Annotated in this window: 24 protein-coding genes; 6 read left to right on the forward strand and 18 right to left on the reverse strand. The window is 57.1% G+C overall.

The genetic code is table 11. The annotated features are described in order from the left end of the window. Positions 1 to 63: 63 nt before the first annotated feature. The 6 genes from RBB82_RS19450 to pyrE all read right to left on the reverse strand — a co-directional run bounded on the left by RBB82_RS19450 (position 64) and on the right by pyrE (position 8,409). Positions 64 to 942 (reverse strand): sugar phosphate isomerase/epimerase family protein, encoded by an 879-nt coding sequence (locus RBB82_RS19450; RefSeq protein WP_433972398.1) that lies wholly within the window; start codon positions 940 to 942, stop codon positions 64 to 66. A gap of 101 nt (positions 943 to 1,043) precedes the next feature. Further along, positions 1,044 to 2,363: a Gfo/Idh/MocA family protein gene (locus RBB82_RS19455; protein WP_433972399.1), complete on the reverse strand. Its 1,320-nt coding sequence runs from the start codon at positions 2,361 to 2,363 to the stop codon at positions 1,044 to 1,046. A gap of 108 nt (positions 2,364 to 2,471) precedes the next feature. Next, positions 2,472 to 3,437: a sugar phosphate isomerase/epimerase family protein gene (locus tag RBB82_RS19460; RefSeq protein ID WP_433972400.1), complete on the reverse strand. Its 966-nt coding sequence runs from the start codon at positions 3,435 to 3,437 to the stop codon at positions 2,472 to 2,474. Between the two features lie 192 nt (positions 3,438 to 3,629). After that, positions 3,630 to 7,103: a carboxypeptidase regulatory-like domain-containing protein gene (locus RBB82_RS19465; protein WP_433972401.1), complete on the reverse strand. Its 3,474-nt coding sequence runs from the start codon at positions 7,101 to 7,103 to the stop codon at positions 3,630 to 3,632. A 170-nt stretch (positions 7,104 to 7,273) separates the two neighbouring features. After that, positions 7,274 to 7,744 (reverse strand): DoxX family protein, encoded by a 471-nt coding sequence (locus RBB82_RS19470; protein WP_433972402.1) that lies wholly within the window; start codon positions 7,742 to 7,744, stop codon positions 7,274 to 7,276. Then, positions 7,741 to 8,409 (reverse strand): orotate phosphoribosyltransferase, encoded by a 669-nt coding sequence (gene pyrE, locus RBB82_RS19475; RefSeq protein WP_433972403.1) that lies wholly within the window; start codon positions 8,407 to 8,409, stop codon positions 7,741 to 7,743. The genes RBB82_RS19470 and pyrE overlap by 4 nt, the downstream gene beginning before the upstream one ends. A gap of 327 nt (positions 8,410 to 8,736) precedes the next feature. Here pyrE and RBB82_RS19480 point away from each other — a divergent pair, with 327 nt between their 5' ends. Together RBB82_RS19480 and RBB82_RS19485 are read left to right on the forward strand one after the other, a co-directional pair. Continuing rightward, on the forward strand, positions 8,737 to 8,979 hold the full coding sequence (locus RBB82_RS19480; protein ID WP_433972404.1) for a hypothetical protein: 243 nt from the start codon (positions 8,737 to 8,739) through the stop codon (positions 8,977 to 8,979). After that, positions 8,976 to 9,173, forward strand: coding sequence for a hypothetical protein (locus tag RBB82_RS19485; RefSeq protein ID WP_433972405.1), 198 nt, complete (start codon positions 8,976 to 8,978; stop codon positions 9,171 to 9,173). Before RBB82_RS19480 ends, RBB82_RS19485 begins: the two co-directional genes overlap by 4 nt. A gap of 23 nt (positions 9,174 to 9,196) precedes the next feature. On the opposite strand, the gene RBB82_RS19490 is transcribed toward RBB82_RS19485, so the two are convergent. Together RBB82_RS19490 and uvrA are read right to left on the reverse strand one after the other, a co-directional pair. Beyond that, positions 9,197 to 10,222: a lysostaphin resistance A-like protein gene (locus tag RBB82_RS19490; RefSeq protein ID WP_433972406.1), complete on the reverse strand. Its 1,026-nt coding sequence runs from the start codon at positions 10,220 to 10,222 to the stop codon at positions 9,197 to 9,199. Beyond that, positions 10,219 to 13,326, reverse strand: coding sequence for an excinuclease ABC subunit UvrA (gene uvrA / locus RBB82_RS19495; protein ID WP_433975421.1), 3,108 nt, complete (start codon positions 13,324 to 13,326; stop codon positions 10,219 to 10,221). The genes RBB82_RS19490 and uvrA overlap by 4 nt, the downstream gene beginning before the upstream one ends. 246 nt (positions 13,327 to 13,572) lie before the next feature. Between uvrA and RBB82_RS19500 the strand changes: the two genes are divergently transcribed. Then, positions 13,573 to 13,746 carry a hypothetical protein gene (locus RBB82_RS19500; protein ID WP_433972407.1) on the forward strand — a complete coding sequence of 58 codons (174 nt, stop codon included), beginning with the start codon at positions 13,573 to 13,575 and terminating at the stop codon, positions 13,744 to 13,746. A gap of 80 nt (positions 13,747 to 13,826) precedes the next feature. Here RBB82_RS19500 and RBB82_RS19505 read toward each other — a convergent pair whose 3' ends face one another. Beyond that, complete coding sequence (locus tag RBB82_RS19505) at positions 13,827 to 14,594, reverse strand: hypothetical protein (RefSeq protein ID WP_433972408.1); 768 nt, start codon at positions 14,592 to 14,594, stop codon at positions 13,827 to 13,829. A gap of 108 nt (positions 14,595 to 14,702) precedes the next feature. Here RBB82_RS19505 and RBB82_RS19510 point away from each other — a divergent pair, with 108 nt between their 5' ends. The 3 genes from RBB82_RS19510 to RBB82_RS19520 all read left to right on the forward strand — a co-directional run bounded on the left by RBB82_RS19510 (position 14,703) and on the right by RBB82_RS19520 (position 17,547). Further along, entirely contained in the window at positions 14,703 to 15,779 is a 1,077-nt protein-coding gene (locus RBB82_RS19510) for a hypothetical protein (protein ID WP_433972409.1), read from the forward strand. A gap of 145 nt (positions 15,780 to 15,924) precedes the next feature. Beyond that, positions 15,925 to 16,575 carry a nitroreductase family protein gene (locus tag RBB82_RS19515; RefSeq protein ID WP_433972410.1) on the forward strand — a complete coding sequence of 217 codons (651 nt, stop codon included), beginning with the start codon at positions 15,925 to 15,927 and terminating at the stop codon, positions 16,573 to 16,575. Between the two features lie 18 nt (positions 16,576 to 16,593). Continuing rightward, entirely contained in the window at positions 16,594 to 17,547 is a 954-nt protein-coding gene (locus tag RBB82_RS19520) for an alpha/beta fold hydrolase (RefSeq protein WP_433972411.1), read from the forward strand. A gap of 80 nt (positions 17,548 to 17,627) precedes the next feature. On the opposite strand, the gene RBB82_RS19525 is transcribed toward RBB82_RS19520, so the two are convergent. The 9 genes from RBB82_RS19525 to purB all read right to left on the reverse strand — a co-directional run bounded on the left by RBB82_RS19525 (position 17,628) and on the right by purB (position 26,165). Next, complete coding sequence (locus RBB82_RS19525; RefSeq protein ID WP_433972412.1) at positions 17,628 to 18,227, reverse strand: UbiX family flavin prenyltransferase; 600 nt, start codon at positions 18,225 to 18,227, stop codon at positions 17,628 to 17,630. Between the two features lie 922 nt (positions 18,228 to 19,149). Further along, a complete protein-coding gene (locus RBB82_RS19530) occupies positions 19,150 to 19,257 on the reverse strand; it encodes a GIY-YIG nuclease family protein (protein WP_433972413.1) in 108 nt (35 codons plus the stop codon). A 480-nt stretch (positions 19,258 to 19,737) separates the two neighbouring features. Then, a complete protein-coding gene (locus RBB82_RS19535; protein WP_433972414.1) occupies positions 19,738 to 20,943 on the reverse strand; it encodes a hypothetical protein in 1,206 nt (401 codons plus the stop codon). Positions 20,944 to 20,999: 56 nt separating this feature from the next. Further along, the gene (locus RBB82_RS19540) at positions 21,000 to 21,614 is read right to left on the reverse strand and encodes a YkgJ family cysteine cluster protein (protein ID WP_433972415.1); all 615 of its coding nucleotides are present in this window, start codon (positions 21,612 to 21,614) and stop codon (positions 21,000 to 21,002) included. Between the two features lie 217 nt (positions 21,615 to 21,831). Next, the gene (locus RBB82_RS19545) at positions 21,832 to 22,656 is read right to left on the reverse strand and encodes a hypothetical protein (RefSeq protein WP_433972416.1); all 825 of its coding nucleotides are present in this window, start codon (positions 22,654 to 22,656) and stop codon (positions 21,832 to 21,834) included. A 102-nt stretch (positions 22,657 to 22,758) separates the two neighbouring features. Then, positions 22,759 to 23,820 carry an SDR family oxidoreductase gene (locus RBB82_RS19550; protein WP_433972417.1) on the reverse strand — a complete coding sequence of 354 codons (1,062 nt, stop codon included), beginning with the start codon at positions 23,818 to 23,820 and terminating at the stop codon, positions 22,759 to 22,761. Between the two features lie 178 nt (positions 23,821 to 23,998). Next, a complete protein-coding gene (locus RBB82_RS19555) occupies positions 23,999 to 24,205 on the reverse strand; it encodes a hypothetical protein (protein WP_433972418.1) in 207 nt (68 codons plus the stop codon). Between the two features lie 57 nt (positions 24,206 to 24,262). Further along, a complete protein-coding gene (locus RBB82_RS19560) occupies positions 24,263 to 24,736 on the reverse strand; it encodes a DUF4440 domain-containing protein (RefSeq protein ID WP_433972419.1) in 474 nt (157 codons plus the stop codon). A gap of 118 nt (positions 24,737 to 24,854) precedes the next feature. Next, a complete protein-coding gene (gene purB / locus RBB82_RS19565; RefSeq protein ID WP_433972420.1) occupies positions 24,855 to 26,165 on the reverse strand; it encodes an adenylosuccinate lyase in 1,311 nt (436 codons plus the stop codon). Positions 26,166 to 26,468: the final 303 nt, after the last annotated feature.

A 26,468-nucleotide genomic window follows, 5' to 3' on the forward strand; every position in this document is an offset into this window, starting at 1 on the left:
GGCAGTTTGAGTAGGGTTTTCTTATGTGGACAATCCCGGGTTGTCGATACACGGCTCACTGACTCAGCCGTGGCTTCGATATCCCATGCCCGCTAAGACACCGCGCATGTAAGCGAAGCTACTGATGACACCGGGCATTGGATCGTCGCCATGAACCTCGTACTCCAAGTCGACAAAACCTTTGTATTTGATTTTGATCAGGGTTTCGAAGATCTCTCTTACCGGCATGATGCCGTCTCCGACAGCAACCTGACTTTCCTTACTCTGGAAGTTCGTAAGGTCCTTCATGTGTACATCGAATAACCGCGGACCCACTTCCTGTATGGCCTGAACTACATCTGTGCCGGCTCGGACGGTGTGACCGACGTCAATGCAGCATCCGATGCGTGGGTCCATATTCTTCACCGCTTTCAGAATATCGAGGGGAGAGTGCCACAATTTATCTTCGGGTCCGTGGTTGTGGATGGCGACGCGGATGTCATACTCTTTCACGAATTTTTCGACGCGGGGGAGAGTTTCAGGAGTGGGGTCGCCTGCGACAATGACCGAGATACCAGCACGCTTGCAGTACTCAAACTTACTGCGAATATCAGCATCTTCGTCTTTGGCGAAGTAGATGGTCCCGGCGGCGTGGAGCTTAATGCCCGCAGCCGCGTAATCCGCGAGCGCCTTGGCTTCTTCGGAAGGGTCCATTGGAAGATGATCCTTTGTGTCCTTCACGTTTAGATCCGTAACGTTGAGTTGCTTCATGAAGCCAATCATCTGGTCGCGGCTGAAGTTACGGAATGTGTAGCTGGCCAAGCCCAATTGAATGGGGGAGGGAGCACCACTTGTCGACGATGGTTTCTGCGCCCGTAGGGAAAGAGTGCTTGATGTGGCACTCGCTACCGCAAAGAATGCACCGGACTGGATGAAGTTGCGACGGGTGAAGGCGTTTTTCATGAGTGTCTTGACTCTGCTTTCTGGATTTAGTTGTTGCTGCAGGAGTTAGTCTGGGTAGCGATCGTTAATAGCTATGGTTAGCAATGACCATGCCAGTAACGCTATAGATGTGGTGCCCAGCCCTTCTCGTATTCGCGGCCCCAAGACTTCATTGCGTCAACATCATGCTGGACCTTTCCGTCTTTAGGATCGAGTTGCAGTTCGCGGGTCACTTCCCAGGCGATGTTAGAGAGTTGAAGCATCGTTACTGCGACGTTTCCTATCGATACGGGCGCGTTGAGTTTTTCGCCTTTGCGGATGCCTGCGATGAAGTTAGCGAAGTGCAGATCTGTCATAGAGTCTCGGCCGGTGAGATCAGAGGATGTGGTCTCTTTGCCTGTCTTGAACTCGCTGGTTTTGTTTCCTTTCAGATCGTAGATTTCATATCCGTCACGGTCGACGAGCACCGTGCCGGTCGTTCCCATGATGGTCGATCCCCGGTCGCGGTTGTAGTACTTCATCCCTTGGCAGCTCTTTCCTTCCCAGGTGATCATCTTGTCGTCGTAGTCAAAGCTGGTGACGAGCGTGTCGTAGAACTGCCAATCGTCTTTGAACTGATAGCGGCCGCCCGATGAGGTGATTCGGTTTGGGAAGTCGACGCCGAGCGCCCAGCGGCAAACGTCGATTTCATGCGTGCCGTTGTTGAGCGTCTCTCCGGTGCCGTAGATCCTTAGCCAGTGCCAGTTGTATGGCTGCACATTGTCCTTGTAGGGTTTGCGCGGAGCAGGACCTTGCCACAGATCCCAGTCGAGCTGCGGTGGTACGGGTGCTTCTTTGCCCGTTCCCATCGACTTTCTAACATTGCTGTACCAGGCTTTTGCAAAGTACGCCCTGCCGATGAGACCGTTGTGAATTTTGTCGACGATTTCTATGGTGTGAGGGGAGGAGCGTTGTTGCGTTCCCATCTGTACTAATTTTTGGTATTTCCGTTGTGCCTCAACCAGGAGCGCACCCTCGGCGGGATTGTGGCTGCAGGGTTTTTCGACATAGACGTGCTTACCCGTCTGGAGTGCCGCGATGGCCATGGGGGTATGCCAGTGATCAGGAGTTGCAATCGTAATGGCGTCAACGTCTTTTTGCTGAAGAACGTGACGAAAGTCCTTGTCGGTTACAGCAGCGTAGCCCATCTCTTTTTGCACGTTGTCCGCGAATTTTTTTAGTATGTCGCTTTCAACATCGCAGACGTAGGTTATTCGCGCAGAGTCTTTGTTCGCCTTGAGCGCCGATAGGTGGGCGTAAGCGCGGGAGTTGAGGCCGATCACGGCAAAGTTTACGCGATCGTTGGAGCCGAGTATCTGAGCGTAACTTTTTGCAGTTGATCCGACGGCAAGGCTCGCGGCTCCAATGGCAAGTGTGTCAATGAACTCACGTCTGGTAATCATTTTCTCTCCTTCGTTGTGTGAGAAGCCGGTCACTTCGCTCTGTGTTTAGTAAGGAAGCGTGAAACGGCAGGGGAGTTGCGGTTTATATAGCTCAGTCAATCGCGATTGCTAGAAGGTCCCTGAGTCAATGAGGGCCTGCTTCATGCCATCCCAGCTGATGCGTGTGGAGGCTTCTGGCGTAGCTGCGCCACGCCAGTGGGTTTCGAGGCTGACGGCATTGTGATAACCAGCCTCCCTTAGAGCGCGGAACTGCGCTGTCCAGTCGATGTAACCTTTGTCGACGGGTGACCACACGATTTTTCCAGAGGCGTCCTTGATGGCGTTTTTGCAGTGGCAGTGGTGAATTCGATTTTTCGGCAGAGCGTCCCAGCCTGCTGGGAAGGCGTCGAGTTCGCCACGCATGACGGCGTTTCCTGGATCCCAGTTGAGGGCGAAGTGAGGGGACTGTATGGCGTTGAGGACTTTTGCTGCTTCACGACCGGTTGCAGTGTTGCAGGCAAATTCGTTTTCAATTACCAGGAGGAGACCCTGTTTACCGACGATATCGGCGGTGGTGCGCAGCTTTTCGTTGATAGCTGCACGATAGGGAGTGACATCCTCGAGGCGCCAGAAGTCGAAGCAGCGAATCTTATCGGTCTTGAACTGTTTGGCCAGAGAGATCGAGCGGGCGAGGACGTCGTCCTGTTGTTTGTAGGCCACCTCTGCGGCTCCGTGCATGTCTCCCTTTGAGCCGTATTGTGATTTGGGAGCGCCGGGCCAATCTACTTTGAAGAGAGGGCTGGCGATGTCGGTGACCTGCAGATTGTATTTGGCGAGGATTTTCTGGGCCTCGGCAATTTCGGCGTCGGAGGAGGCCTGGAGGTTCTTGCCCCACATCTCACGCAGTTCGACATAGTGCAGGCCAAAGTCGTTCGCGATGACGGAACAGGCGTGATCGAAGTCTTGAGAGATTTCATCAGAGATGACAGCAATTTTGAAAGGCGAATTTGCAGCCCACGCGCGGATGGGCAAAGAGAGGGATGCGACTACGCCAGCCGCACCTCCTACAAACTGTCGCCTGGAGACACTCTTCATGATTTGAACTCCTCTTTCTTGCTTACAATTTTGGCTTGCGAACATGAACGTAAATGGAAGACGATTCTTCTCGTGATTTCGTTGCCGCTTTAGGGCTACAAATTTGCAAGACTTTGAGTGCGGCCCCGCATCTCGGAAACAAGATGCGGGGCGGAGAGTTATGGCTGGAGCGCTCCCGCGTGTTCGCTCCAATTAGAAAGATATCTTGACAGCTGCCTGGAGTACACGTGGGCCGCCGACGCCGTTTACATTGCCAACGCCACTTCCCAGGGTTGAGGTGATTTTTCCAAACGAGCCGGATCCGAAGGTTGTTCCAGGGAGACCGAACGCAGGAGTATTGGTTAGGTTGAAGGCATCGAAACGAGCCTCCAGAACTGACTCGCGGAAGAGGGGGAAGTTCTTGAAGAGTGAAAGGTTATCCGAGAAGTAGCCTGGGCCACGGAATTGATTGCGTTGTGTGTTGCCCACCAAGCAGGGACCAGGAGATACGCAACCAGCGAGTCGGCTTACACTGAAGCTGGTTGGGTCGAACCACTGTGTATTGGCGGCGCGAGTGACATTATGCAAAACATGGTAGGGAGCAATCTGATCAACCGTCTGGGTTGTTCCTGGCGTTGCACTTGTTGTCGTGAGAGTGAATGGCAAGCCGGAGAGCGCCGATAAGATCGCCGATGTCTTCCATCCGCCTAATATGAACGAGCCTACGCCGGAGTTGAAGTAACGGTGACCTCGGCCGGCAGGAAGCTCCCATGTAACTGTCTGCTCGAAGTTGAGCCCTCGATCAAAGTCAGCCACGGTGTAGTTGCGGCGGAAGTCGTTGTAAAAGAGCAACGCTCCATCCTGGGCGCCGGTCTGATAGTTTTGCGCTTTGCCCCAAGTAATAGCAGAACTGAAGGCGATCCCCTTGGTGAATCGGCGAGATAGCTGTACTTGCAATGATTGGTAGTTTGTAGAGAAGCCAAGAAAGAATTGGGTTACGGAAGCAGTCTTGCCGAAGGCTATGTTCTGAGGATCGAAGGTTGCGCTTTCGCCATAGACACTGGGCACGTTGATGTTTTGCGCGACATCAATGCGCGTGCCATGGTTCGCGACATAGGCGATTTGGAGTGAGCTATCTCCAGGCAGCGCCTGCTGAATAGCCACGTTCCATGAAGAGACGTAGGCGTTCTGGAAGTTCTTAGGGATATATAGGTTACCCAGGCTGTTGAGGAAGGTGTTGCCAGTCGCAGTGATTGTCCCATTCGCGGAGATGGGAATTGAAGGGGTGGGAGGAATTCCGCTCACGAAATTGACTGCTGACGGATTGGATGATGAAAGTACAGCGGCGCCGTATGTTGGCACGTTCGTGTAGTCGGTGCTCGTCTTGATGGGATAGTTGTACGCGTAGGAGTTGTCTACGAAGGGAACGTAGCTGACGCCAAACCCTGCCCGGATCACAGTTGCATCCGTGGCACGGTAACTTGCTCCGAGGCGTGGAGCAAAGTTGTTGTAGTCCGTTTTCATTCCAATATTGGAGGGATTGCCAGCGATACCGGCGATCACCAACTGATTTGTGGTTGGGTCGTATTCAGAGAAGCCTCCAGCTTTGCGCGGTGTTGCTGGTGGGTAGAGTTCATAGCGGAGACCGACGTCGACGGTTAGTTTGGATGTGGCCTGCCATTTGTCGGAGACGAAGAAGAAGAGCCATGTTTGCCGGTAGCACGGGAACGTACTGTTCGTATCCTGGCCGACCTGGTAAGGGGTGTCAAAGAGAACGCTGGCGATATCGTTAGCCTGGCCTTTGGTCGCTGCCCCTGGTGCAGATGTCTGATTTTCACTGAAGTAGAAGGTTCCAGCAGCAGCGTTGATATTCCCTTGCAGAAGATCGTCGCGGATACGGCGAATGTCGGCACCTGCCTTCAGGGCATGATTACCGAGGATCTTCGTCCAATTGTTTGCGAAATCGATATTGGACTCTGCGCGGAGCCACGGCAATGACTGGGAATAACCGATGAGTGGGTTGCCTGTACCGTTTTCGCCGTTGCCTGCGAAGTTGCTTACTTGAAATGCTACTTGTCCGCTGTCAATCGAACTAAGATTTGTCCCTGGTATGCCGAGAGTTTTGGCGTCGGTAGAACCGAAGTCTGATTGTTCCGCGGAGTTACGCAGGTGCGCTACACCAACGCGGAATTCAGTAAACAAGGTTGGCGAAAAGACGTGATCGTAGTTGCCGCCCGTGCTGTAGGCGGCCGCTGTCCCCGTTGCTTCAAAGCCTCCCCCTGTGGGACCGCCGTAGAAGGATCCGAATAGAGGTGCCTGGAAGGTATTGATTGACTGGTGGCTAAAACGTCCACTCAGATGGTCTTTTTGAGTGATCGTCCAGTCTCCCTTGATGTCGTAGCTGATGGAATCTTTATGGAAGGGCGAGTTCTGCTGAAAGTTATTGGACGTAGCCCCACCGATGTAGGCATTTGAAGCAAGATTGTTGTGTGGGTTCCTCGCAATCTGATCAAGAGCCTGCAGGACATTCAACCCAATATTGCTGCCGTTCACTGGCGTCATTGCTCGGCTTAACGGAATCTGGTTGTTTACGAATGGTGTGCGCCCTTTGCCGCAGTTGGCCGGTGTCGGGCCTCCCTGACAGTCAGCTACATCTCCGGTCTGTGGATCGTAGATCTGCCCGGCATATTTGCTGAGGTCGATATTGCTGCCAACGACGTTGTAGTAGGGGATGGTTGTGGTCACGGTGGACGATTCGTGATCGGAGGTGCGCAGGAAGTCGCCGAAGAAAAACAGCTTATCTTTAATGATTGGACCGCCGATTGAAGCACCCGTGTAGTTGTAAACAAGGCGTCCATTGGGCCCGCTTGCGAAGTAGTTGCGGGCATTGACTCCGTTGTTTTCCATGTTCTGAAAGACAGAGCCATGAAATTGATTCGTGCCTGACTTGAGAGTGAGATTGACCACCGTACCGACCGCACGGCCGAACTCGGCTTCGAAGTTGTTGGTCGTGATATCGACGTTCTGGAGGGAGGCTGCCGGTGGAACGAGAATGATGTGGATACCGGTGCGCTGATCGTCGTCGATGCCCTCGATCTGATACAGATTGACGTAGGATGACTGACCGTTCGCGTTCACAGACAGATCGTTGTTCGCGTTGAAGAACTGAGAGTTGTTGAAGACGACAGGTGACATGCCAGGAACTGTATTGAGCAAGGACTGAAAGCTATTGCCACTGCTGAGGGGAAGGTTGGCAATCTGGTGTTGCTCAAGCGTGGTCGAGATGTCGGCACGATCGGTTTGCAGCAGGGCGGGAGCTGTGGTGACAAGGACGGTTTCGGAGACGTTGCCGGGGACGAGATCGACGTCGACACGGGTTGAGGTGTTGACGAGAAGATCGATGTTCTGATGAGTGTCCTTCTTGAAGCCTTTTGCTTCGGCCGTAACGCTGTAGGTTCCGGGTGGAAGATCGGGGAGCGTGTAGTTGCCGCTCTCATTGGTGATTGATTCGTGAACTGTTCCGGTCGCTGTTTCTGTGACTGTGACCCTTACGCCGGCGACAGATGCTCCAGACGCGTCTGTGATGGTACCTAGAAGTGTTGCGTTAACGGCCTGACCAAAGAGAGCAGGCGACAGACTGAGGATGAGAAGTGCAACGGTCGTTCTCAAAGCTTTTTGTGCGATCACGTTAAGACCTCCGAAGATGTGACAAATTACAAGACTGGGCCTTTTATTGTTTGAAGAGCGAACGAACGCTACCAGTGGCGACGTGACACAGTCAAGAAAATAAACAGTGGGAGGGTCGCGGCCAAATCGTTTAAGTGGAGGGTATTGAAAGGAGGGGCGTTGCGTGTGAGTCAGCTTACGGGCGGGGCTGGCGGATTGCCCAGTGTGTTGGAGGGGCCGATCAGGAAGGCGATGAAGCAGAGGGCGAGGATTGAGTGTTCCAGAGAGGCGCCGAAGAACTGCCAGAAGGGTGCTTCGGCCCCGGGATAGTTCGAAGAGAAGAGGAAAAGGATCATCATGGTCAGGCCGCCGAGGCTGGCCCATCGCACGAGGATGCCGGTGATGAGACTCAGTGCTATGAGAAGTTCGGAGATGCCGACGAGGGCGCCAAAGAATACGGCGTGGGGGAGTATCAGCTTTTGCAGAAAGGGCCGCATGAAGGGGTAGCAGCCCTGATCGATGAATTGGCCGATGTAGGTGGCCATGCCGCCCGAGATAAACTTGGTGCTGGTGAGTTTGTACTCGGCGAATATGAGGAAGATCAGGCCGATTGAGATGCGCAGGAAGGCGAGGGCCTTGGATTGTTGTTCTGCTGCGCTCATTTCGATTTATGCAGGGCGATGTGAGCGGCGCGGACGTCGGAGGCCGTGAAGACGGAGTGGAAGGGAACGCCTGGGATTGTGGCTTCGATGTTTGCTCGACCGCCCTGTTCACGGTCTACCAGGCAGAGGACAGCGGCGACGTGCATACCGGCCTCGCGGGTGGCTTCGATGGCAGTGATTGTGGAGCCGCCGGTGGTGCAGACGTCGTCGACGATGACGACGTGGGCTCCGGGTTTGAGGAAGCCTTCGATGCGACGGCCTGTGCCGTGAGTTTTTTCGGCTTTGCGGACGAGGAAGCCGTGGATGAGGGTGGGGATGGGGCCGGGGTCTTCGTCGGCTTCGAGCTCGAGGGCGCTGGAGAGCTCGGCGATCTCGTTGTAGTCGGCGAGGGCCCAGGCGCTGGCGCTGGCGGTGTTGGAGACGAGGGGGTCGGCGCCCATGGTGAGTCCGCCTACGGCCTCGATCTTTTCGGCGTTGGGGATGTGGTCGCGGATGAGGTTGTACAGGACCAGGCCGGAGAGGCGGCCGCCTTCGGCGTGGAGGGTCGTGATGCGGCAATCGATGTAGTAGTCCGACTTTTGACCGCTGGCGAGGGTGAAGTCGCCTAGCTTGAAGGAGTGAGTGGCGAGAAGGTTTAGGAGGGCGGTCTTGTTCTCGGTCGGCATGGTCTTCTCTATCTCCAGTAAGGGGGGTGCTCCCCCATTACCCGCGTGTAAATTCCTTCGAATCAACAGGTTACGCGGGGTTGGTCCCCGCAAAATCGTCATAACAAAAGACTTGCGCCCAAAATCGTCATAACAAAGACGTTAGTGCGTGGAGGACAATGGTTCCTTGAAGAAACGTTTTTTTGTCTTCCCATTTTCTAGTGTAACTGGTTGGGTGTAACTCATACGCCACGCGATTGTGCAGGATGGCGCGGGGATTTCTTGTTCGGGGGCTTGACATGTGAATTTGCTGGTGTTTTGGGTGTTTTTTTGAAGGTAGGATTTGGGATGTTGAGGGCAGATGTACTGCAACGGCGAATTCAAGTGCAACAGCAGATTCCTCCGCTTCGCTGCGGAATGACAACAAAGGGGCGGGCAACTGCAACTGCAACGGCAAGTACAACAACAGATTCCTCCGCTTCGCTGCGGAATGACAACAAAAGAGCGGGCAACGACAAGTGCAACGACTACTACGACTGCAACGGCGAATGCAAGTACAACAGCAGATTCCTCCGCTTCGCTGCGGAATGACAACAAAAGGGCCGGCAACGGCAACTGCAACTGCAACGACTACGGCAACTGCAACGGCAAGTACAACAGCAGATTCCTCCGCTTCGCTGCGGAATGACAACAAAAGGGCCGGCAACGGCAACTGCAACTGCAACGACTACGGCAACTGCAACGGCAAGTACAACAGCAGATTCCTCCGCTTCGCTGCGGAATGACAACAAAAGGGCGGGAGATGGTTTTAGTGTTGGAGCTTGTCGAGGTGGCGGTAGCCGCCGGTGGCGATGAAGGCGGTGAGGAAGATGGTGAAGTTGTAGCTGGCGTGGATGAGGGTGGAGGCGAGGACGGAGCGCAGGCGAATGCGGACGGCGCTCAGGATTAGTGAGACGCAGAAGAGGAGCAGCAAGACGGGCCAGGTGAAGGCTGTCTGTTGGCCGTGAAGGGCGGCGAAGAGAATGCTGGTCAGGACGGAGGAAAAGATTAAGGCCGGAAGGGTGATCTTGTTGGTGGAGTGCCAGAGATCGTGGGCGGCGGGGGTGCGGGGGAGCGAGAGCCAGTCATAAGCTATTGCGAAGGCGGGTAGAAGGAAGCCGCGGAAGAGAATCTCTTCGAAGAGGGGCGCGAGGCAGACGCCAAAGATGGTGACGAGCCAGACGTCGGACGGGGTGCGAAAGAAGTCGTCCATGGGAATCTCTTTCGGCATGGAGATCAGGGTGGAGATTGCCTGCACTGCGAAAGAGAGGACGAGGCCGATGGGGATGAGGCGAAGGGCGTTGCGGCGTGCGGCGTCGGGGTTCGCTCCGATTCCATCGGGGAAGGAGCGCTTCCACAGCAAGGGGAATACGAACCAGGAGATGACGAGGGTGAGGATGTAGCTGACTGCTTCGGAGGCGATGAGGAGTTTGGGGGAGATGGAGGACTTTGCCGCAGCAGCTGTGGCATGGGCGAGGCCGAAAGGGACGAGTTGGGTGAGGATGAGGATGAAGCCCGCGATGGCAAGGAAGAGAAGAGCGTGGCCAAGGTTGGGGATGCGGTGGGGCGCATCTTCGGGGGCGTCGTTGGGGGTGTTGTCCATGGGAGGCTGAAGGATGGCCTCGCCTTCGGGAAGGATGGGGCGGACGGGGGCGTCCGATTGACTCCGTGCCTGTGTCGTAGAAACGGTGTGATTTGGAATGAGGGAGAAGAGAGCGGACACGCTTGGCAGGGTGTCTGCATGGCTTACGGGATGACTATCGGATGGGGGTGTCTTTGAGGTGAGGTCGCTCATGCTTTTTTCGTGCGCGGAGTTGACTTTGCGGCGGAGGCTTTCCTTCCGGTTTCCTTCGAGGGCGTTGCTTTGCTTATTGTGGACTTCTTTGCAGCTTTTGGCTTGCTGCTTTTTGCAGATCTTTCCTGGGGCTTGGTGGTGCTGGCTTTCGCGAGGCCCGTTTTCTTTTCCGGTGCGATGAATTTGGCTTTTGGCTGCTTGATCGCGTCGGCTGCGGCTGCGATGGTTGCGGGCTGGGGGCCGGCGTGGCTGTCGCCGTTGCGGCTGGCGAAGTTGGAGTTATGCGAAGTGTAGTAGCGAGCGAGAAAGCTGCCGGTGTGGGAGGCGGCGACGGTGGCGATCTGCTCGGGCGTACCGTGGGCGATGACGCGGCCACCGCCTTCGCCGCCTTCGGGGCCCATGTCGAGGATGTAGTCGGCGTTGCGGATGATGTCCAGATTGTGTTCGATGATGACGACGGTGTTGCCGAGGTCGGTTAACCGGTGGAGAACTTCGAGGAGCTTACGTACGTCGTCGAAGTGGAGGCCGGTGGTGGGCTCGTCGAGGAGATAGAGGGTGCGGCCTGTTTGGCGTTTCGATAACTCTCTTGCCAGCTTCATGCGCTGGGCTTCGCCGCCGGAAAGGGTGGTGGCGGATTGGCCGAGGTGGATGTAGCCGAGGCCTACGTCTACGAGTGTCTGAAGTTTTACGTTGACCGTCGGGATGTCTTTGAGGATGGGAACGGCGTCGGCGATGGGCAGGTCGAGGAGGTCGGCGATGCTGTAGCCGTTGAACTTGACGGAGAGGGTTTCCTGATTGTAACGACGTCCGTTACATACTTCGCAGAGGACGTAGACGTCGGGGAGGAAGTTCATCTCGATGCGGCGTTGGCCCTCCCCCTGGCAGGCTTCGCAGCGTCCTCCCTGAACGTTGAAAGAAAAGCGGCCAGGCTTGTAGCCACGCTCGCGTGACTCGGGGAGCATGGCGAAGAGGTCGCGGATTGCTGTGAAGACGCCGGTGTAGGTGGCGGGATTGCTGCGTGGAGTGCGGCCAATCGGGGATTGGTCGATTTGGATTACCTTGTCGAGCTGGTCGATGCCGATGACCTTACCGTGCTGGCCTGGTTCTTCGCGGCTGCCGTAGAGTTCTTTGGCGAGAGAGCGGTAGAGGATGTCGTTGACGAGGGTGGATTTGCCGCTGCCGCTGACTCCTGTGATGACGGTCATTACGCCGAGAGGAAAGTGGGCGGTGACGTTTTGGAGGTTGTGGGAGTGGGCGTCTTCGACGGTGACCCAGTTGCCGGTGAGTTCGCGGGGTTCGGTGCGGGCTACGATCTCTATTTTGCCGGCGAGGTACTGGCCTGTGATGGACGCTGGGTTGTCCATGATTTGTTGCGGGGTCCCGTCGGCTATGAGGATGCCGCCGTTCTTTCCTGCGCCGGGACCGAGGTCGAGGACGTAGTCGGCTTTGCGGATGGTGTCTTCGTCGTGCTCGACGACGAGGACGGTGTTGCCGAGGTCGCGGAGGTCTTCGAGTGCGTTGATGAGGCGCTGGTTGTCGCGCTGATGGAGGCCGATGGAGGGCTCGTCGAGGACGTAGAGGACGCCGCGGAGCTTGGAGCCGATTTGGGTGGCGAGGCGGATGCGCTGGCCTTCTCCGCCGGAGAGGGTAGCGGCGCTGCGGTCCAGGGCGAGGTACCCAAGGCCTACTGCGTTGAGGAACTCGAGGCGTTCGACGATCTCGCGCTGGAGGCGGTCGGCGATGATGCGGTCGCGGCCGACGAAGTTCATGTTGCGGGCGGCGGTGAGGGCTCGCTCGAGTGGGAGAGCGGTGAAGTCGGCGATGGATGCGCTGTTGACGGTGACGGCGAGGGATTCGGGGCGGAGGCGGCGGCCCTTGCAGACGGGGCAGAGGGTCGCGGACATGTACTGCATCATGTACTCGCGGTAGCCCTCGGATTTGGTGTCTTCGAGGTTGGAGCGAAGGTGGTCGAAGATGCCGTGGAAGCCGGTGCGGCCAGCTTCGGAGCGCGGGGGGCCGTAGAGGAAGAGGTTTTGCTGCTCGGTGGTGAGGTCCTCGAAGGGCTGCTTGATGTCGATCTTGTATTTTTCGGCGGCGAGCTTGATGAGGCGGAGGAGGTAGGCGGAGCCGCTGCCGGGGCCCATGGCGCCGTCGAGGAGGGGCTTGGACCAGTCGGTGATGGTCTTGGCGGGGTCGAAGTCATAGGTGCTGCCGAGGCCGTGGCAGTTGGGGCAGGCACCGTAGTTGGAGTTGAAGGAGAAGCTGCGAGGTTCGAGGCGGGGGACGTTGATACCGCAGTCGGGGCAGGCCATGGAGGAGGAGTAGAGGGTTTCGTCCATGCCGTGGATGGCTATGAGGACGAGGCCGTTGGCCATCTGAAGGGCTTTGGTGACGCTGGTTTCGAGGCGGCGGGTGTCGTACTTTGGCGCGGCGTTCGCTAAGGCGGCGGTGGTGTTGTCAGAAGGGAGGGGCTTGAGGATGATGCGGTCGACTACGGCTTCGATAGTGTGATTCTTGCGCTTTTCGAGGCGCATGCCCTCGGTGAGCTCGACCATCTCGCCGTCGATGCGGGCGCGGAAGCCTTGCTGGTCGAGAGCTTCGAGCTCTTCGCGGAATTCGCCTTTGCGGCCGCGGACGATGGGGGCGTAGACTGTGATGCGTTCGCCGGGAGAGAGGGCGGCGATACGCTCGACGATCTGCTCGGCGGACTGGCGGGTGATGGGGCGGTGGCAGTTGGGGCAGTGGGGCTGGCCTACGCTGGCGTAGAGGAGACGCAGGTAGTCGTAGATCTCGGTGATCGTGCCGACGGTGCTGCGGGGGCTGCGGCTGGTGGTTTTTTGTTCGATGGAGATGGCGGGGGAGAGGCCGTCGATGGCGTCGACGTCGGGACGTTCCATCTGATCTAAGAATTGTCTGGCGTAGGCCGATAAGGTTTCTACGTAGCGGCGTTGGCCTTCGGCGTAGATGGTGTCGAAGGCGAGGGAGGACTTGCCGGAGCCGGAGAGACCGGTGACCACGGTGAGGGTGTTGCGCGGAATGCTGACGTTGACGTTACGCAGATTGTGCTGGCGAGCGCCGCGGACGGTGATGTGTGTAATGCCCATGAGAGATGAGAGGCGATGTTCGGCCAAGTCTCTAGAATACGGCATTTTGAGGGGAAGGATTTGATGGGGTGCAGCGAGGGGTTTTGATCGAGGCAACTCCAGAATGGGAAATGTGTATCCGAAAGAGCAATAGCGTCAACTTTCGGGTCATTGTAATTACACGAAGGTTTGTAACAATAGGCGCGGAGTGAATGTCTTGTCGCTGGCAAATTGGACTGCCGCGGCTGGTGAATTAGAGGAGTGGGTGTGAATTCGTCGATTATGTTGGCTTGTGCGGTGCTGGCTTCGCTGGGGTTGGGTGTGCTGGTGGCTTATGGAGTATGTATTGCGATGTTTGGGATCGTCCAGATGCATGTCCGGCAGGTTGCCGGAAATGTTGCGCGGCGTGTGAGTGCGTCGGCGCAGGTTGTGAAGAGCTAAACCGGCGTGTGGTGGATGCGCTCTCTTTTCAGCTTGTGCCCTGAACCAAATCTCTTACTACAAGTTCTACAACTGAAGATTTACGGAGGCGTGGTCGGCTGTTGTTGTTGCTGGCGCATGCGCTGCAACTGCTCGTAGATCTGCTGGGGCGTCTTAACTCCGTTGGGTGAGTCAGGCTGGGAGCCGTCTGCTGGAGCTGCACCGGTTTGGGAGGCTGGAGTCATCGGAACAGTCGTCCGGTTGCCTGGCGGTACGGGTTCTGGCATGGCTTGCTGCTGGGAATCGGGAGAGGGTTCCTGTGAATCAGACTTGTCGTCAAAGGCAGCAGCGTTTGGATTAGGAGGGGTTGGGCCGCCCTGTCGCGGAGTGAGGATGAGTTCGGGAGAGGCGCCACCGTCGGGATGGGTGAGGAGCATGTTACTGCCGGTTCCGTCGAGCAGTTCCGCAAGAATTTGCGGAAGGGGGGCAGGTCCGTACTGTCCGAAGACGCGCTCGTCGACGACGCCGCCTGTAATTTTGACTCCGGCCGTGCTGGATATCTGACGGAGAATCTGGTTGAGGCTGGCGTTGTCCGCGGAGATGGAGAGAATGGCGTTGGAGTAGGTAACCTGGGCGCGCTTCGGTGGCTGTTGCGCAGGAGTGGGAGGATATTCGGGGACTGCAGTGGGTGGTGTTGCAGGCAGGGTGGAGACGACCCCGGCGTTCGGTTTGGCCTGGGGTGGAGTGGTGGACTGTGCGGACAGAAGCGCGGCGAAGATAAAGCTGGCTGCGATGAAGAATCGGATTGGCGCGGCGCTCGGCATGTGGGTGTAGGACGCGTCTGAGCTATGGAAGTAATCCGATAGCAAGGCGCGCTGCTTTCCTTAGTTTATCGCGATTCTGCAAGGGCGGTGATTGTGGGGGGGTGGCGATGGCCAGGCTGCTGGCTCGCTCCGGCAGGGTGTACTAGACTGGCATTGGCCTTCGAAGAATCCTACCTTGCAACCGATGGGCAGGACCAAAAGGCAGTGGCAGGCGAGATGATGAGACTCAATATTGGATTGCTGGCGGTGGGGTTGCTGGCGGTGGGGATTGCCCGGGCCGAGGTGTGCATCACACAATCGCAGATGACAGCGGCGGATCGTGACGCTCTGGTGGCAGCGGCCCGTGGCCTGGCGGAAAAGGTTCAGGCCAATGATGTAAGCGGGCTGAGGGCGGCGACTGTAGCCGAGTACGCTAAGGATTTTGGAGGTATTGGTGAGCTTGTTGGTACCACGGCTGCGCATGTGAAGGGCGGGCTACCAAAGGTGGAGCAGGTTTATCTGCTGGATGGAACACAGTTGAAGCGTGGGGCGGACGGTGCGGCGCCGGATGCACAGTTTTTTTGCTCCCTGAATAAATCGGTGGCCGAGGCAGATTTTCTCATTCCCGGGCTGGCGCCTGGGCGATATGGATTTGCGATTGTGGATGTACGAGATGGCAGCTCGCCCTGGCGAATGTCGTTTTTGTTGCGCCAGGATCAGGGGCAGTGGGCGATGGCGGGATTTTATCCAAAGCCATTGACGGCGGCGGGCCACGATGGTCTGTGGTACTGGACTCAAGCCCGGACGATGACATCCCAGAAGGAGCACTGGAATGCGTGGCTTTACTACCAACAGGCGGAGAGCTTGCTGAAGCCGACGAACTTCGTCCAGAGTACGCATCTTGATAAGTTGAAGGCTGAGGAGGCTGCTGCTGCGCCGCCTGCTCTGTCGGACGGCGTGAGTGCGGAGGCGCCGCTGGTGGTGAAGGGGCCAGATGGAGTGGAGTATCACTTTACTGGGCTCGGGGTGGATGACTCTCTTGCTAAAGAAAAGATCGACGTGATCGCGCATCTGAAGGTGGAACAGCTAGGCGATGCGACTGCGGCTCGTAAGCGAAATACTGACGCGATGGTCGCATTACTGGCTGCGTATCCGGAGATGAGGAAGCCGTTTCATGGGGTGTGGATCTTTGCTGAGGTGCCAGGACAGAATCCGTTCGTAACGGAGCAGGCGATGAGCGAGATCCACTAATAACGTGGAGCAATTAAAACTTCTGATGAGTGTTTGATCGGGTAGTGCTATCTTGAGAATCGTTTCCACAGGATGATACTGTGGGCGCGAAGACTTAATCCCAGGTCAAAATTTGCACTCTATTGATTAGATAAGAAAGAGAACCATGGCAAAGATCAGTAAGACATTGAGTCAGGCAATACAGGAACGTCGAGCGACACCGAGCTTCGACGGAGCGCCCATTCTGGCCGAGGATCTGCGACAGATTCTGGATGCGGGACTGCATGCGCCTAGTGGGTACAACTTGCAGCCTTGGCGTTTTGTGGTGGTGCAGTCGACAGAGCAGAAGAAGAAGCTGCGGGCGGCGAGCTATAACCAGGGGAAGGTGGAGGAGGCGTCCGCCGTTATTGTGGCCTGCGGAGACGCGGACGGGTGGCGTAAGGATCTGGATATGGTGTTGGAGAAGGGGCGTAAGGGTGGGATGCCGGAGAGCTATGCGGTGCAGGCGCAGGCAAGTGTTCCGAACTATATGTCGAGCTTCAGCAGCGGGCAGATGCAGGGGTGGTTGAATAAGCAGGTGATGCTGGCGTTTACGCACATGATGCTGATGGCTGAGGTGATGGGATATGACACGGCGCCGATGGAAGGGTTCGAGCAGGATAAGGTGCACGAGGTGCTGCGGCTTCCGCTGAGCTATTCGGTGGTTGCGCTGCTTGCGATTGGGCATGCAAAGGGCGCGGATAAGTTTGATGGCGGGCGGTTCGATATTAGCCATACAGTATTTGGAGAAGAGTTTGGCAAGCCGCTGAAGCTGTAGCGTGGAGATGACTGGGCTATGAAGGTTGCGCTGCGCGTTCTGGCTTTTTTATTGCTCGTGGTTGTTGCGGCTGGATTGATCTTTTATCGATATCCGCTTTGGGTGGCGGATCAGCACCTTCGATTTCATCTTCGGCGCGCTGGCGTGAAGAGCGACTACGTCGAGGTGGGAGGGTACAGGCTTCATTACTTTGAGGCGGGACCGCAGGGTGGTGGTACGCCTCTGGTGCTGGTGCATGGGTTGGGGGCGCGGGGTGAGGATTGGGCGCGGATGATTCCGGCGCTGGCGGCGAAGGGGTTTCATGTCTATGTGCCGGATCTGTTGGGGTACGGGCGGTCGCAGAAGCCTGATGTGAGCTATTCGATCTCGCTGCAGGAGCAGACGGTTGCTCAGTTCATGCAGGCGATGCATGTTCCGCGGGCGGATGTGGGTGGATGGTCGATGGGTGGATGGGTTGTGATGAAGTTGGCGCTGGATCATCCAGAGATGGTGGATCGGCTTATTGTGTACGACAGCGCTGGGGTTTATTTTCCGGCTACGTTTGGGCCGGAGTTGTTTACGCCTAGCGATCCTGCCGGCGTGAGGCGGTTGATTGCGATGCTTACGCCGATTTCGCGGAAGGTGCCGGATTTTGCCGCGGAGGCGATGGTGAGGAAGCTGCAGGCGAATGCGTGGGTGGTGAATCGGAGTACCGCTTCGATGATCAACGGGCGGGATCTGCTGGATTTTCGGTTGCACAATATCTCGCAGCCGATGCTGATCGTCTGGGGATCGAAGGATGAGCTGATTCCGCTGGCCTCGGGCGAGACGATTCATCGAAATGTGCCGCAGTCGGTGCTGAACATTATTGAAGGGTGTGGGCACCTGGCTCCGGAGGAGTGTTCTGTGCCGGTTATTGAGAGTACGGTGGAGTTTTTGCGGGCTGAGCCTCCGATGCGTGGTGGGGAGAAGATGTTTCCGGCGGGTTTTTAGGAGTGTCCTGCCGGACGGGTCCACTGCGCGTGGTGCGCTCACTTCGTAACTTTTATACTTTGTGCTGCCCGGCCGAGCTTCTAGTCGGGTTGCCACTGGTAGGCGCCGGGTTGGGGCAGGCCAATGTGAGCGAGGACGCGGTGGACGAATTGACGGGCCATGTCCTGCGTGGTTTGTGGGTGGTTGTAGAGGGTAGGGATGGCGGGAAATATGGTGGCTCCGGCGTCTGAGGCCAACTGCATGTTGCGGATGTGGATGCGATTGAAGGGCGTCTCGCGGATGCAGAGGATGAGGGGGCGGTTTTCTTTGAGACAGACGTCGGCGGCGCGCTGGATGAGGTTGGCGGCGAGGCCGTTGGCGATGGCGGCTAGGGTGCCCATGGAGCAGGGAAGGACGATCATGACGTCGGTGGGGTAGCTGCCGCTGGCTATGTTGGCGCCGATGTCGGTTTCGGCGTGCTGCTGGAGCTTGGCGCAGGGTGAGCCGAGGAGTTTTTCGGCGAGGTCGTTGCGGCCGCTCAGGTTCAGCTCTTCGGCGAAGACGCGGAGGGCGCTGTCGGAGGCGACGAAGTTGATCTTGGTAACGCGGGCGTCGGTGGCGAGGGCGCGGAGGATCTCGGCGGCGTAGATGCTGCCGCTGGCTCCGGTTACGGCTAACGTGATGTTGCTCGGTTGAGGCACGGGTTGATTATCTCCGATACGAACACGCCATGGTGGGGGGTGCCCCCTGGGGTGGGTGGTTCTAAGTTCAATGATTGCTGCAGATAGCAAAATTGGTCTTTGTAAATATGACTAAATAAAAGGGTTACGGGTAAATATGTCTTAATAAACGAGTTATTGGTAAATACCTCTCAATGAAGAGGTTACGGTTGCGAAGTTCTCTCCAAGACGAAGGCCCAGCTTTGGCTGGGCCGTTCTCAGATCTTCTAATTCAATTTTAAAGGATTGAGATGAACTGATACGCCAACTTCGACGAGTTTATTTTTGCGGTGTAAACGCTTTATTTGTAGGCGGTTTGGGCGCATGTGCTCGCTTGGTGGAAGCGTTTGGGACTTGACAGGAAAGATGCGTGACTGTGATGTGACGGTCTAAGACTGCGTGGACGCCTGATCTGCTTGCGGATGATAGAGATAAAAACAAGGACGAAATACTGTGCTCTCTCCGCTGCGCGGTTCACGATGAGGCTGTGAACCGCTTCGGTTGAGATGACATTTTTTGGGTGATGCGTAGATTTGCGATGCGTAGATTGGAGCATTCATAAGACGAAATACGGGGGTCTCTCCACTGCGCGGTTCACGATGAGACTGTAACCGCTCGGTCGAGATGACATTTTTTAGGGTGGTAGGAGAGAACGAATAACTTCAACAGCAACGGCAGTAGTGGCTTATGAAGAATGTTCGTCGTGGGGTGGCGTGATGGGTTTGCCCCATTCTTCGCTGAGGTCTGTCCATGTTGGATTTTGAGAGATGATGAGGCGGATTTTCTTGATGCGTGACCAGCGTTTGAGTTGCTTTTCTCTTGCTATGGCGTGGGAGATATCGGTGAAGCGTTCGAGATAAACGAGTCTGTTTATTTTGTAGCGGGAGGTGAAGCTGTCTTCGAATCATCCCTCTTTGTGTTGGCGGATTCGAATTTCAATCTTTGTTGTGACTCCTATGTAGAGCTTTTGAAAGGTGTTCGCCAGGATGTAGACATAGGCTTGTTCGTGCATCTGGGGATTATGGCAGATTGGTGCATGCAAAGACGAAATACGGGGATCTCTCCACTGCGCGGTTCACGGTGAGACTGTGAACCGCTTCGGTCGAGATGACGGTTTTTTGGGTGATGCATAGATTTGGTGACGCATAGATTTGGTGATGCGTAGATTGGTGCATGCGTAGATTGGTGCATGCATAAGAGGAAATACGGGGATCTCTCCACTGCGCGGTTCACGGTGAGACTGTGAACCGCTTCGGTCGAGATGACGGTACTAGAGGTGGGTGGGAGAGAACGGATAACTTCGGACGACACAACACGGGTCTTTCCACTGCGCGGTTCACGATGAGGCTGTGAACCGCTCCGGTCGAGATGACCGGTTTTCTAGGCAGGTTCGAGCACGGTTCAGTGTGTCATTTGGGCGGATATGATCGCTCGGTGAAGCGTTTTGGCCTGACATGAAAATGGACTGGACTTGGTTTGATTTGGTGTTGCATTAGGGGCGCAGTGTGTCGTTCTGCGCAAAGCCTCTCTCAAGCTCGCGGCGTAATGCGGGAGTGTCTTCCAGCACACCGCATCGGTCGAGCTTGATTGGCGATTCTTTTGTCAGGATGTCGTGCCTTTCGTCGTTCCCGACGGGAAATACGATGAACCGTTTTCCGGGAACCAGTTCTTGACCTTTCTCGGGCGGGATGTATCCGCTCCCGTAGGAATATGCGGGAACGATAGCGCCGGGCAGCCAGGGAGCAGGCTCTTTGAGGGACGTTACAACCTGAACGTTTGTCTTCCGGGGATCGTACTTCTTGTCATCTGCAATTGTCGGGAGTACTTCAATGGCTAAAGCATAGCGGATGTCCCGCGCGTGGGCCCATACAGGAATGCTGCTGCAGGGAGGCAGTATTGGCACCGTGGAGCTGGATTGGTATTCGTCGTAAAGGTGCCACTCTTTGGACGCAGGCAACAGATCATCAATGTGCGCACATGCGATGAGCCGTGTAAAGCAGGTGAAGTTATACGATGTCAGACGCTCGATCTCGGCTGGTGGAGTGTGGGTGGAATAGTAGACAATCTCGAACTGGCAGTTGATCTTGCAGCCCCCTGGCCTTCCTACTTTGTAGTACGGGTGTTGGGCAAGTTCGTCCTCGGAGTACATGTAACTGAACGGGTCTTCTATTGTGCGATGAAGTCGCTGACGACTCACGGCGCTGATAGAGAGACCCAACGGCCAATCATTTTCCCTTCGGATCCTTCTGGTTGGGACTTCGACGCTGATCCCGCTGCCAGTTCTCCAGATGGTCCCGTCATGCACGGTGAAGGAAGCGTAGAACATTACGTCGCGGCCGCCGAGCCATTGGTAGAGATTGAGTCGGTCATGCGCGGAGAGCCAATCCACCCACGCACGTTTGGGAGCATCAGGGTTGGAATACCTGATGGTGCCCATGCGGATTACGTATTGGCAACTTGCAGCCGTGCAGGTGCCGTCGTAGTGGCCCCACGCTCCCCAGCGGTGCATAAGGCTCTGGGCATCGGCCCAGGTGGTCTGGTAGAGGCGAATCTGGTGCATATCTGCGGACAGCCGCTCGGCGCGCCAGCGGGATATTGTCAGCTGAATCTGCACTATTAGAAATGCGATGAGGACCAGGGATAAAAACAGTCCGCCAGCAAAGAGGACAATGCGTACAGCCCAGCTTCTGATGGTCATAAAAGGTTAGACACCGAGGACAGTAAAGTTCTCCATGTGTACCACACCGATCGTAATCATGGATGACGCGCGGGGCGGAGGGCGTAGGCGATCAGGGTTTGGCCGTGGAGGTTGTGGGTGGTGTTGAAGGCTTCATTGCTGGCTTCTTCCTGCGCGGGGATGGTGGGGTCTAGTTCGCAGGCTGTGATCTCGCCGGTGGTGGCGTGGATGAAGCAGAGTTCGCAGGTGGCGAGGTTGACTTCGCCGTTGTCGCCTTCGCTGCGCATGGGTGGGCCGAAGGTGCGGCAGAGGATGGGGCGGTGCTCGTAGAGGTCGCAGGTGCCGGTGGTTAGGTCGAGGACGGGGCAGGGCTCGTCGTTGGCGAACTCTTCGAAGAGGATGGCGGCTTCGTGGTCTTCGTTGAGGATGCCGGTGGTGAGGTCGCCGGGAAACCATGGGTCGAGGCGGGTGAGGGAGTCGGCTACTCTTGCGTGGATGCGTGCGGCTCGTTGTGGGTCGGTTGTTTCGAGGAGGGCGAGGCCTTCGTGGAGGCGGGCACCGTCTTCGTGGGCGATGGGGAAGACGCCGATGCAGCATTGCGAGCAGCCTGGGTGGCAGACGAGGTGATGGCCGCCGCGGCGGTAGGCGTCGGCTACGGCAGTGTCTACGATTTGGACTAGGGTTTGGGGCATATTGCTTCTGTGCGAATGCTCACATCTCAGGGTCGAGATATGGGGCACCCAGCTGTCTCTATGGTACTTGTCGGAGTGCGGTTCGCTTCGCGAATAACCCATCCTTTGCGATAGGACTGCGAAGGATGGGCCACCCGGTTGTTCATTTCCATTTGGCTTTGTGCGATGCTGCATCTCTGAGTCGAGAGTATGCCACCGGTAGTCTGTCTTGCTCTGGTTAGTCGGCGGAGCGCAGATTGTAGAGAGATACCCCTCCCGGTGAGACGGTTAGCGTGCCAATCATTGTGCGAAATCCATCGAGAGTGAGCCTGAATTGAAAATTTCCTGTGGGCATGGAAGGCACCTCAAATGTTCCTCCGCTTTGTGTCTTCATGCGCACATGGAATTCCGATTGTAGTGAACTGGGTCCGACGATTTCGACCTGCCCGTCTTTGATAGGCGCAGTGCCTTCGGTGGAGATTTGGACTTTGAGGTCACTTTGAACGGGGGAACTGTGATCGCGTTGTGTGAGAGACAACGTGAGTTTTTGCGGTTTGTCAGTTGACGTAGGGTGTAGAGCAATCGATGCGGTAAAGGTAAGCAGGCGGTCGAGATAGGCTTCCTGGAGGGTTTTGAGGGTGTCTGCGACGGTGGTTGCGTAGGTGAGACCACCGCAGTTCTTTGTCCACGGGCCGTAGTTGTCGGGAGATCCTGTAGTTCCGATGACTCCGAGCAGAGTTAGCACGCTTGAGTCCAGCGAGTCTCGGCGAATGGCCATCGACTCATGGCGATAGTTGTTGACGGGGCGATCTCCCGGTTTGTCCTCGAAGTCTACGTGATCGACGAGGATTTGGAGGACGACGCCAAGTTCTGGGACGTAGTCGATCTTGGTGATGAATAAGGTGGAGTCCTTATCGATGGGGCGGGCGCGATAACTCCAGTGTTGGCCGGGGGTGAAGCGGGGATCCCATACATTCTCGGTGTAGCCGGTGGCGCAGGGGTTTGATATAGGCGGCTGTTGTTGCAGGGCGGCGAAAGCGAGGAGTGCAAAGGAAAGGATCATCGGAGTTTGCGATGCTCCAGCAGTTTGGAAATCAGACGCCTCAACAATACAGCAGATTTTTGCTGCCGTATCGTTCGTTTTGAGAGAGACGGTGTGGGTGTCTCAGGGGATGATGTGGTCCTTGCGGAGGCGGGTGAAGAGGTCGAAGAAGCTGTCGTCGGTGGGCTGGTAGTCGAGGAAGCCTAGTTTGCGGCTCTTGCTCATGTCGGTGACGACTTCGATGGGGCGGCCGAGGTCGGCGTCGGTGTGCCAGGCGGAGGCGAGACGGTTGAGGTCGGGTTCGGTGAGGTTGTGCGATTTGGCGATGTCGCGCCAGATGTCTTCGGTGCCTGTTAGTTGTTGTTCGAGTGGGGTGCCTTCGCCGGGGAATGGAGCGGGTTCGATGCCGAACCAGGAGGCAAGGCGGGGCCACATCCAGCTCCAGCGGAAGACGTCTCCGTTGACGACGTTGAAGGCTTGATCGCGGGCGGCGGGAGTGGTTGCGGCCCACTCGAGATGACGGGCGAGGAGGCGCGCGTCGGTCATGTCGGTGAGGCTGTTCCACTGGGCTGAGGAGCCGGGGAAGAGGAAGGGACGGCCGGTTTCGCGGCAGATGGTGGCGTAGGCGGCGAGGGTGACGCCCATGTTCATGGCGTTGCCGAGGGCGAAGCCGATGATGGTGTGGGGGCGATGGACGCTCCATGTGAAGTTGTGGCGGCGGGCTGCGGCGAAGACCTCGTCTTCCTGGGCGTAGTAGAAGTTTTCGATGGCGAGGCGAGGCTGCTCTTCGCGGAAGGGTGTGGCGGGGAGAGTGCCTTTTCCGTAGGCTTCGAAGGGTCCGAGGTAGTGCTTGAGGCCGGTGACCAGAGCTACGTGCTGGAGGGTGTTGGCGTGTGAGACGGCTTCGAGAAGGTTGCGCACCATTGCGGAGTTGACGCGGATGTTTTCGGCTTCGGTGGGCTGGCGAAGCCAGGTGGTGATGAAGACGTGCGTGGGCTTGAGGTGGGCTACGGCGTTGCGGAGGGCGGTGGGGTCGAGGAGGTCGGCGGGGATGAAGTTGACGCCGGCGATGTCGGCGGAGGGGCGACGGGCGAGGCCGTGTACCTGCCAGCCGTTGGAGAGGAGTTGGTGGGCGAGATTGTTGCCGACGATGCCGGTGACTCCGGCGATGAGTGCTACGGGCATGAACGATCCTCTTGGGTCGGGTTGTGAGGCTCGATGGCCTCACACGTGACTCCGATTGGATGAAGGCTGTGCCTGTTGCGATTCGTCGGCGGCTCGTGCGTGGTTTGCATGTGCGGACGATGCCGGGTCTTGCGGTGGTTTGCTTGATCCGGCATCCGCTTGGGTTGATGGCGTTAGGCTAGGTCGCTTTGCGCTGGAAGTTCGTCTTCTTTGTGCCGGCGAAGGAGTCCTTCGCTTTAACGGAGGCGGTGGATGATCCTGCGAGGGACTTGTCGCCGCCTTTTTCCTGGGCCGCGGCCTTCTCGCGTGCGGCTTGAAGTTTTTGTGCTTTCGGGCTTAACCCGCGTGTCTTAATTTCGGCTGCTTTGGGAATGAAATCACTCATTAGAAGATCGTATTACGTTCGGAGGATTTGAAACAGGCGGCTTTGTGGAAGCGGTCACTACTTTGCTGGATGGGGTTTGACGCCGGTCCATGTCCAGGAGCGAATCTTCCAGGCGCCATTTTCCTGGTGGAGCACGAAGGTCGCGGAGGCTTCTTCTGCCATTGCTTTGCCGTGCTCCTTGTAGAGATAGACGGTGGGGACGATGACGTAGGCGAGGTCGCCTTCGATTTCGGTGTGCGTGGGTGCGTCGTACTTGACGGAGCCGTCGGAGACGCCTGTCGCTGTTGCATGTTTGTCGTAGTCGGCTGCCCATTGCTGGGCGGCGTTGGGGCCGGTCCATTGGTGGGGAGCGAACTCGCCGACGATGGTGATGTCGCCGGTGGCGTAGGCGGCGAATGCAGATTTTGTGTCGCCCTTGTTGAAGCCGTCGACGAACTGACGGATGGGTGTCATTACGTCTGACGAAGGAGCGGCTATCGCGGTGCTTGCCAGCAAAGCGCTTGCTAAAAGCGCGTGGATCACTTTCTTCATGGTCTTCTCCACCAGATGCGGCCTGAAGACCGCGATCAATTAGAGGAGAGTTTCATCTGGTCGTGACGGTGTGAATAGAAGACTGTTCGGCGAAGGGTGTTGGCCTCGCCTGACAGGGTTATTTTGCGGGGGCGTTTAGTACGCGGTCGAAGATGGCGTCTACGTTGGCTAGCTGGCGGGTGTAGTCGAAGGCGCGGGCGAGCTGTTCGGGAGTGAGGCGGGCGGTGATCTCGGGGACTTTGGCGATCTCGTCGCGGAAGACGAGGTCGTTCTTCCAGGAGTTCATGGCGTGGCCCTGGACGAGGCGGTAGGCGTCTTCGCGGGACATGCCGGATTCGGCGAGGTCGAGGAGGAGCTGGCCGGAGAAGATGAGACCGCCGGTGGACTCGAGGTTCTTCAACATGCGGGCGGGATAGACGAGGAGTTTGGCGATGAGGTTGTCGGTCTTGGTGAGGAGGTAGTCGGCGAGGATGGTGGAGTCGGGGAGGATGACGCGCTCGGCGGAGGAGTGGGAGATGTCGCGCTCATGCCAGAGGGCAATGTTTTCGAAGGCGGTTTGGGCGTTGGCGCGGATGACGCGGGCGAGGCCGCTGATCTGCTCGCTGGTGATGGGGTTGCGTTTGTGGGGCATCGCGCTTGAGCCCTTCTGCTTTTCGCTGAATAACTCTTCGGCTTCGCGGACTTCTGTGCGCTGGAGGTGGCGGATCTCGGTGGCTATTTTGTCCAACGTGCTCGCGAGGACGGCTAGCGTGGCGACGTAGGCGGCGTGGCGGTCGCGCTGGACTACCTGTGTCGCTACCGCGACTGGTTTGAGACCTAATTGGTTACAAATTGCTTCTTCGTGCTCGGGCTTGAGGTGGCCGAAGGTGCCGACGGCTCCGGAGAGCTTGCCGACGCGGAGGTCTTCGGCGGCGGCGTCGAAACGGGTGAGGTTGCGCTGCATCTCGGAGTACCAGAGGAGCAGCTTGAGGCCGAAGGTGCTGGGTTCGGCGTGGATGCCGTGGGTGCGGCCGATGATGGGAGTGTGTTTGAACTCGATCGCTCGGCGCTTGAGGGTTTCGGAGAGCGCGACGATGCCGGAGCGGATGATCGCAGAGGCTTCTTTTAGTTGGAGGGACTGGGCTGTGTCGACGACGTCGGTGCTGGTGAGGCCGTAGTGGAGCCAGCGTGATGCTTCGCTATCGTTGATATGTTCCGCAACCGTGGTGGTGAAGGCGATGACGTCGTGACGGACTTCGGCTTCGATCTCGTTGATGCGGTCGACGGTGAAGGCACCCTTGTCGCGGATGGCGTCGGCTGCGGACTGAGGGACGAGGCCGAAGCTGGCGAGAGCCTGGGAGGCGGCGGTTTCTACGGTGAGCCAACACTGATATTTGTTGGCGTCGGACCAGATGCGGCCCATCTCGGAGCGTGTGTAGCGGGCGATCATGAGTTTCCTTATAGGTTCGTGAGTGAGGTTGCGCCTAAGGCCGGACTAGATCATGGTAGGGTCAATGCCAGCATCGCGTCTGGCTTGCCGTTTTCGATCATCGATCTCAAAGAGTCCTACGAAAAGGCCTGTCATAAGCGACAAAGATAGCTCCCCGCGCGAAAAAGTGCCTTGCGAATGCAGCCAGCCAAGCTGGTAGAGGAGTCGATGGCCTGCAATCCAAAGAAGATATGCCGTGGCCCAGGAACAGATGTTGACGAGAACTAAAGATGTCGAGTTAAGCCTGCTGTACCAAAGTCGCTG

The sequence above is a fragment of the Tunturiibacter lichenicola genome (assembly GCF_051013355.1).
Taxonomy (GTDB): domain Bacteria; phylum Acidobacteriota; class Terriglobia; order Terriglobales; family Acidobacteriaceae; genus Edaphobacter; species Edaphobacter lichenicola_F.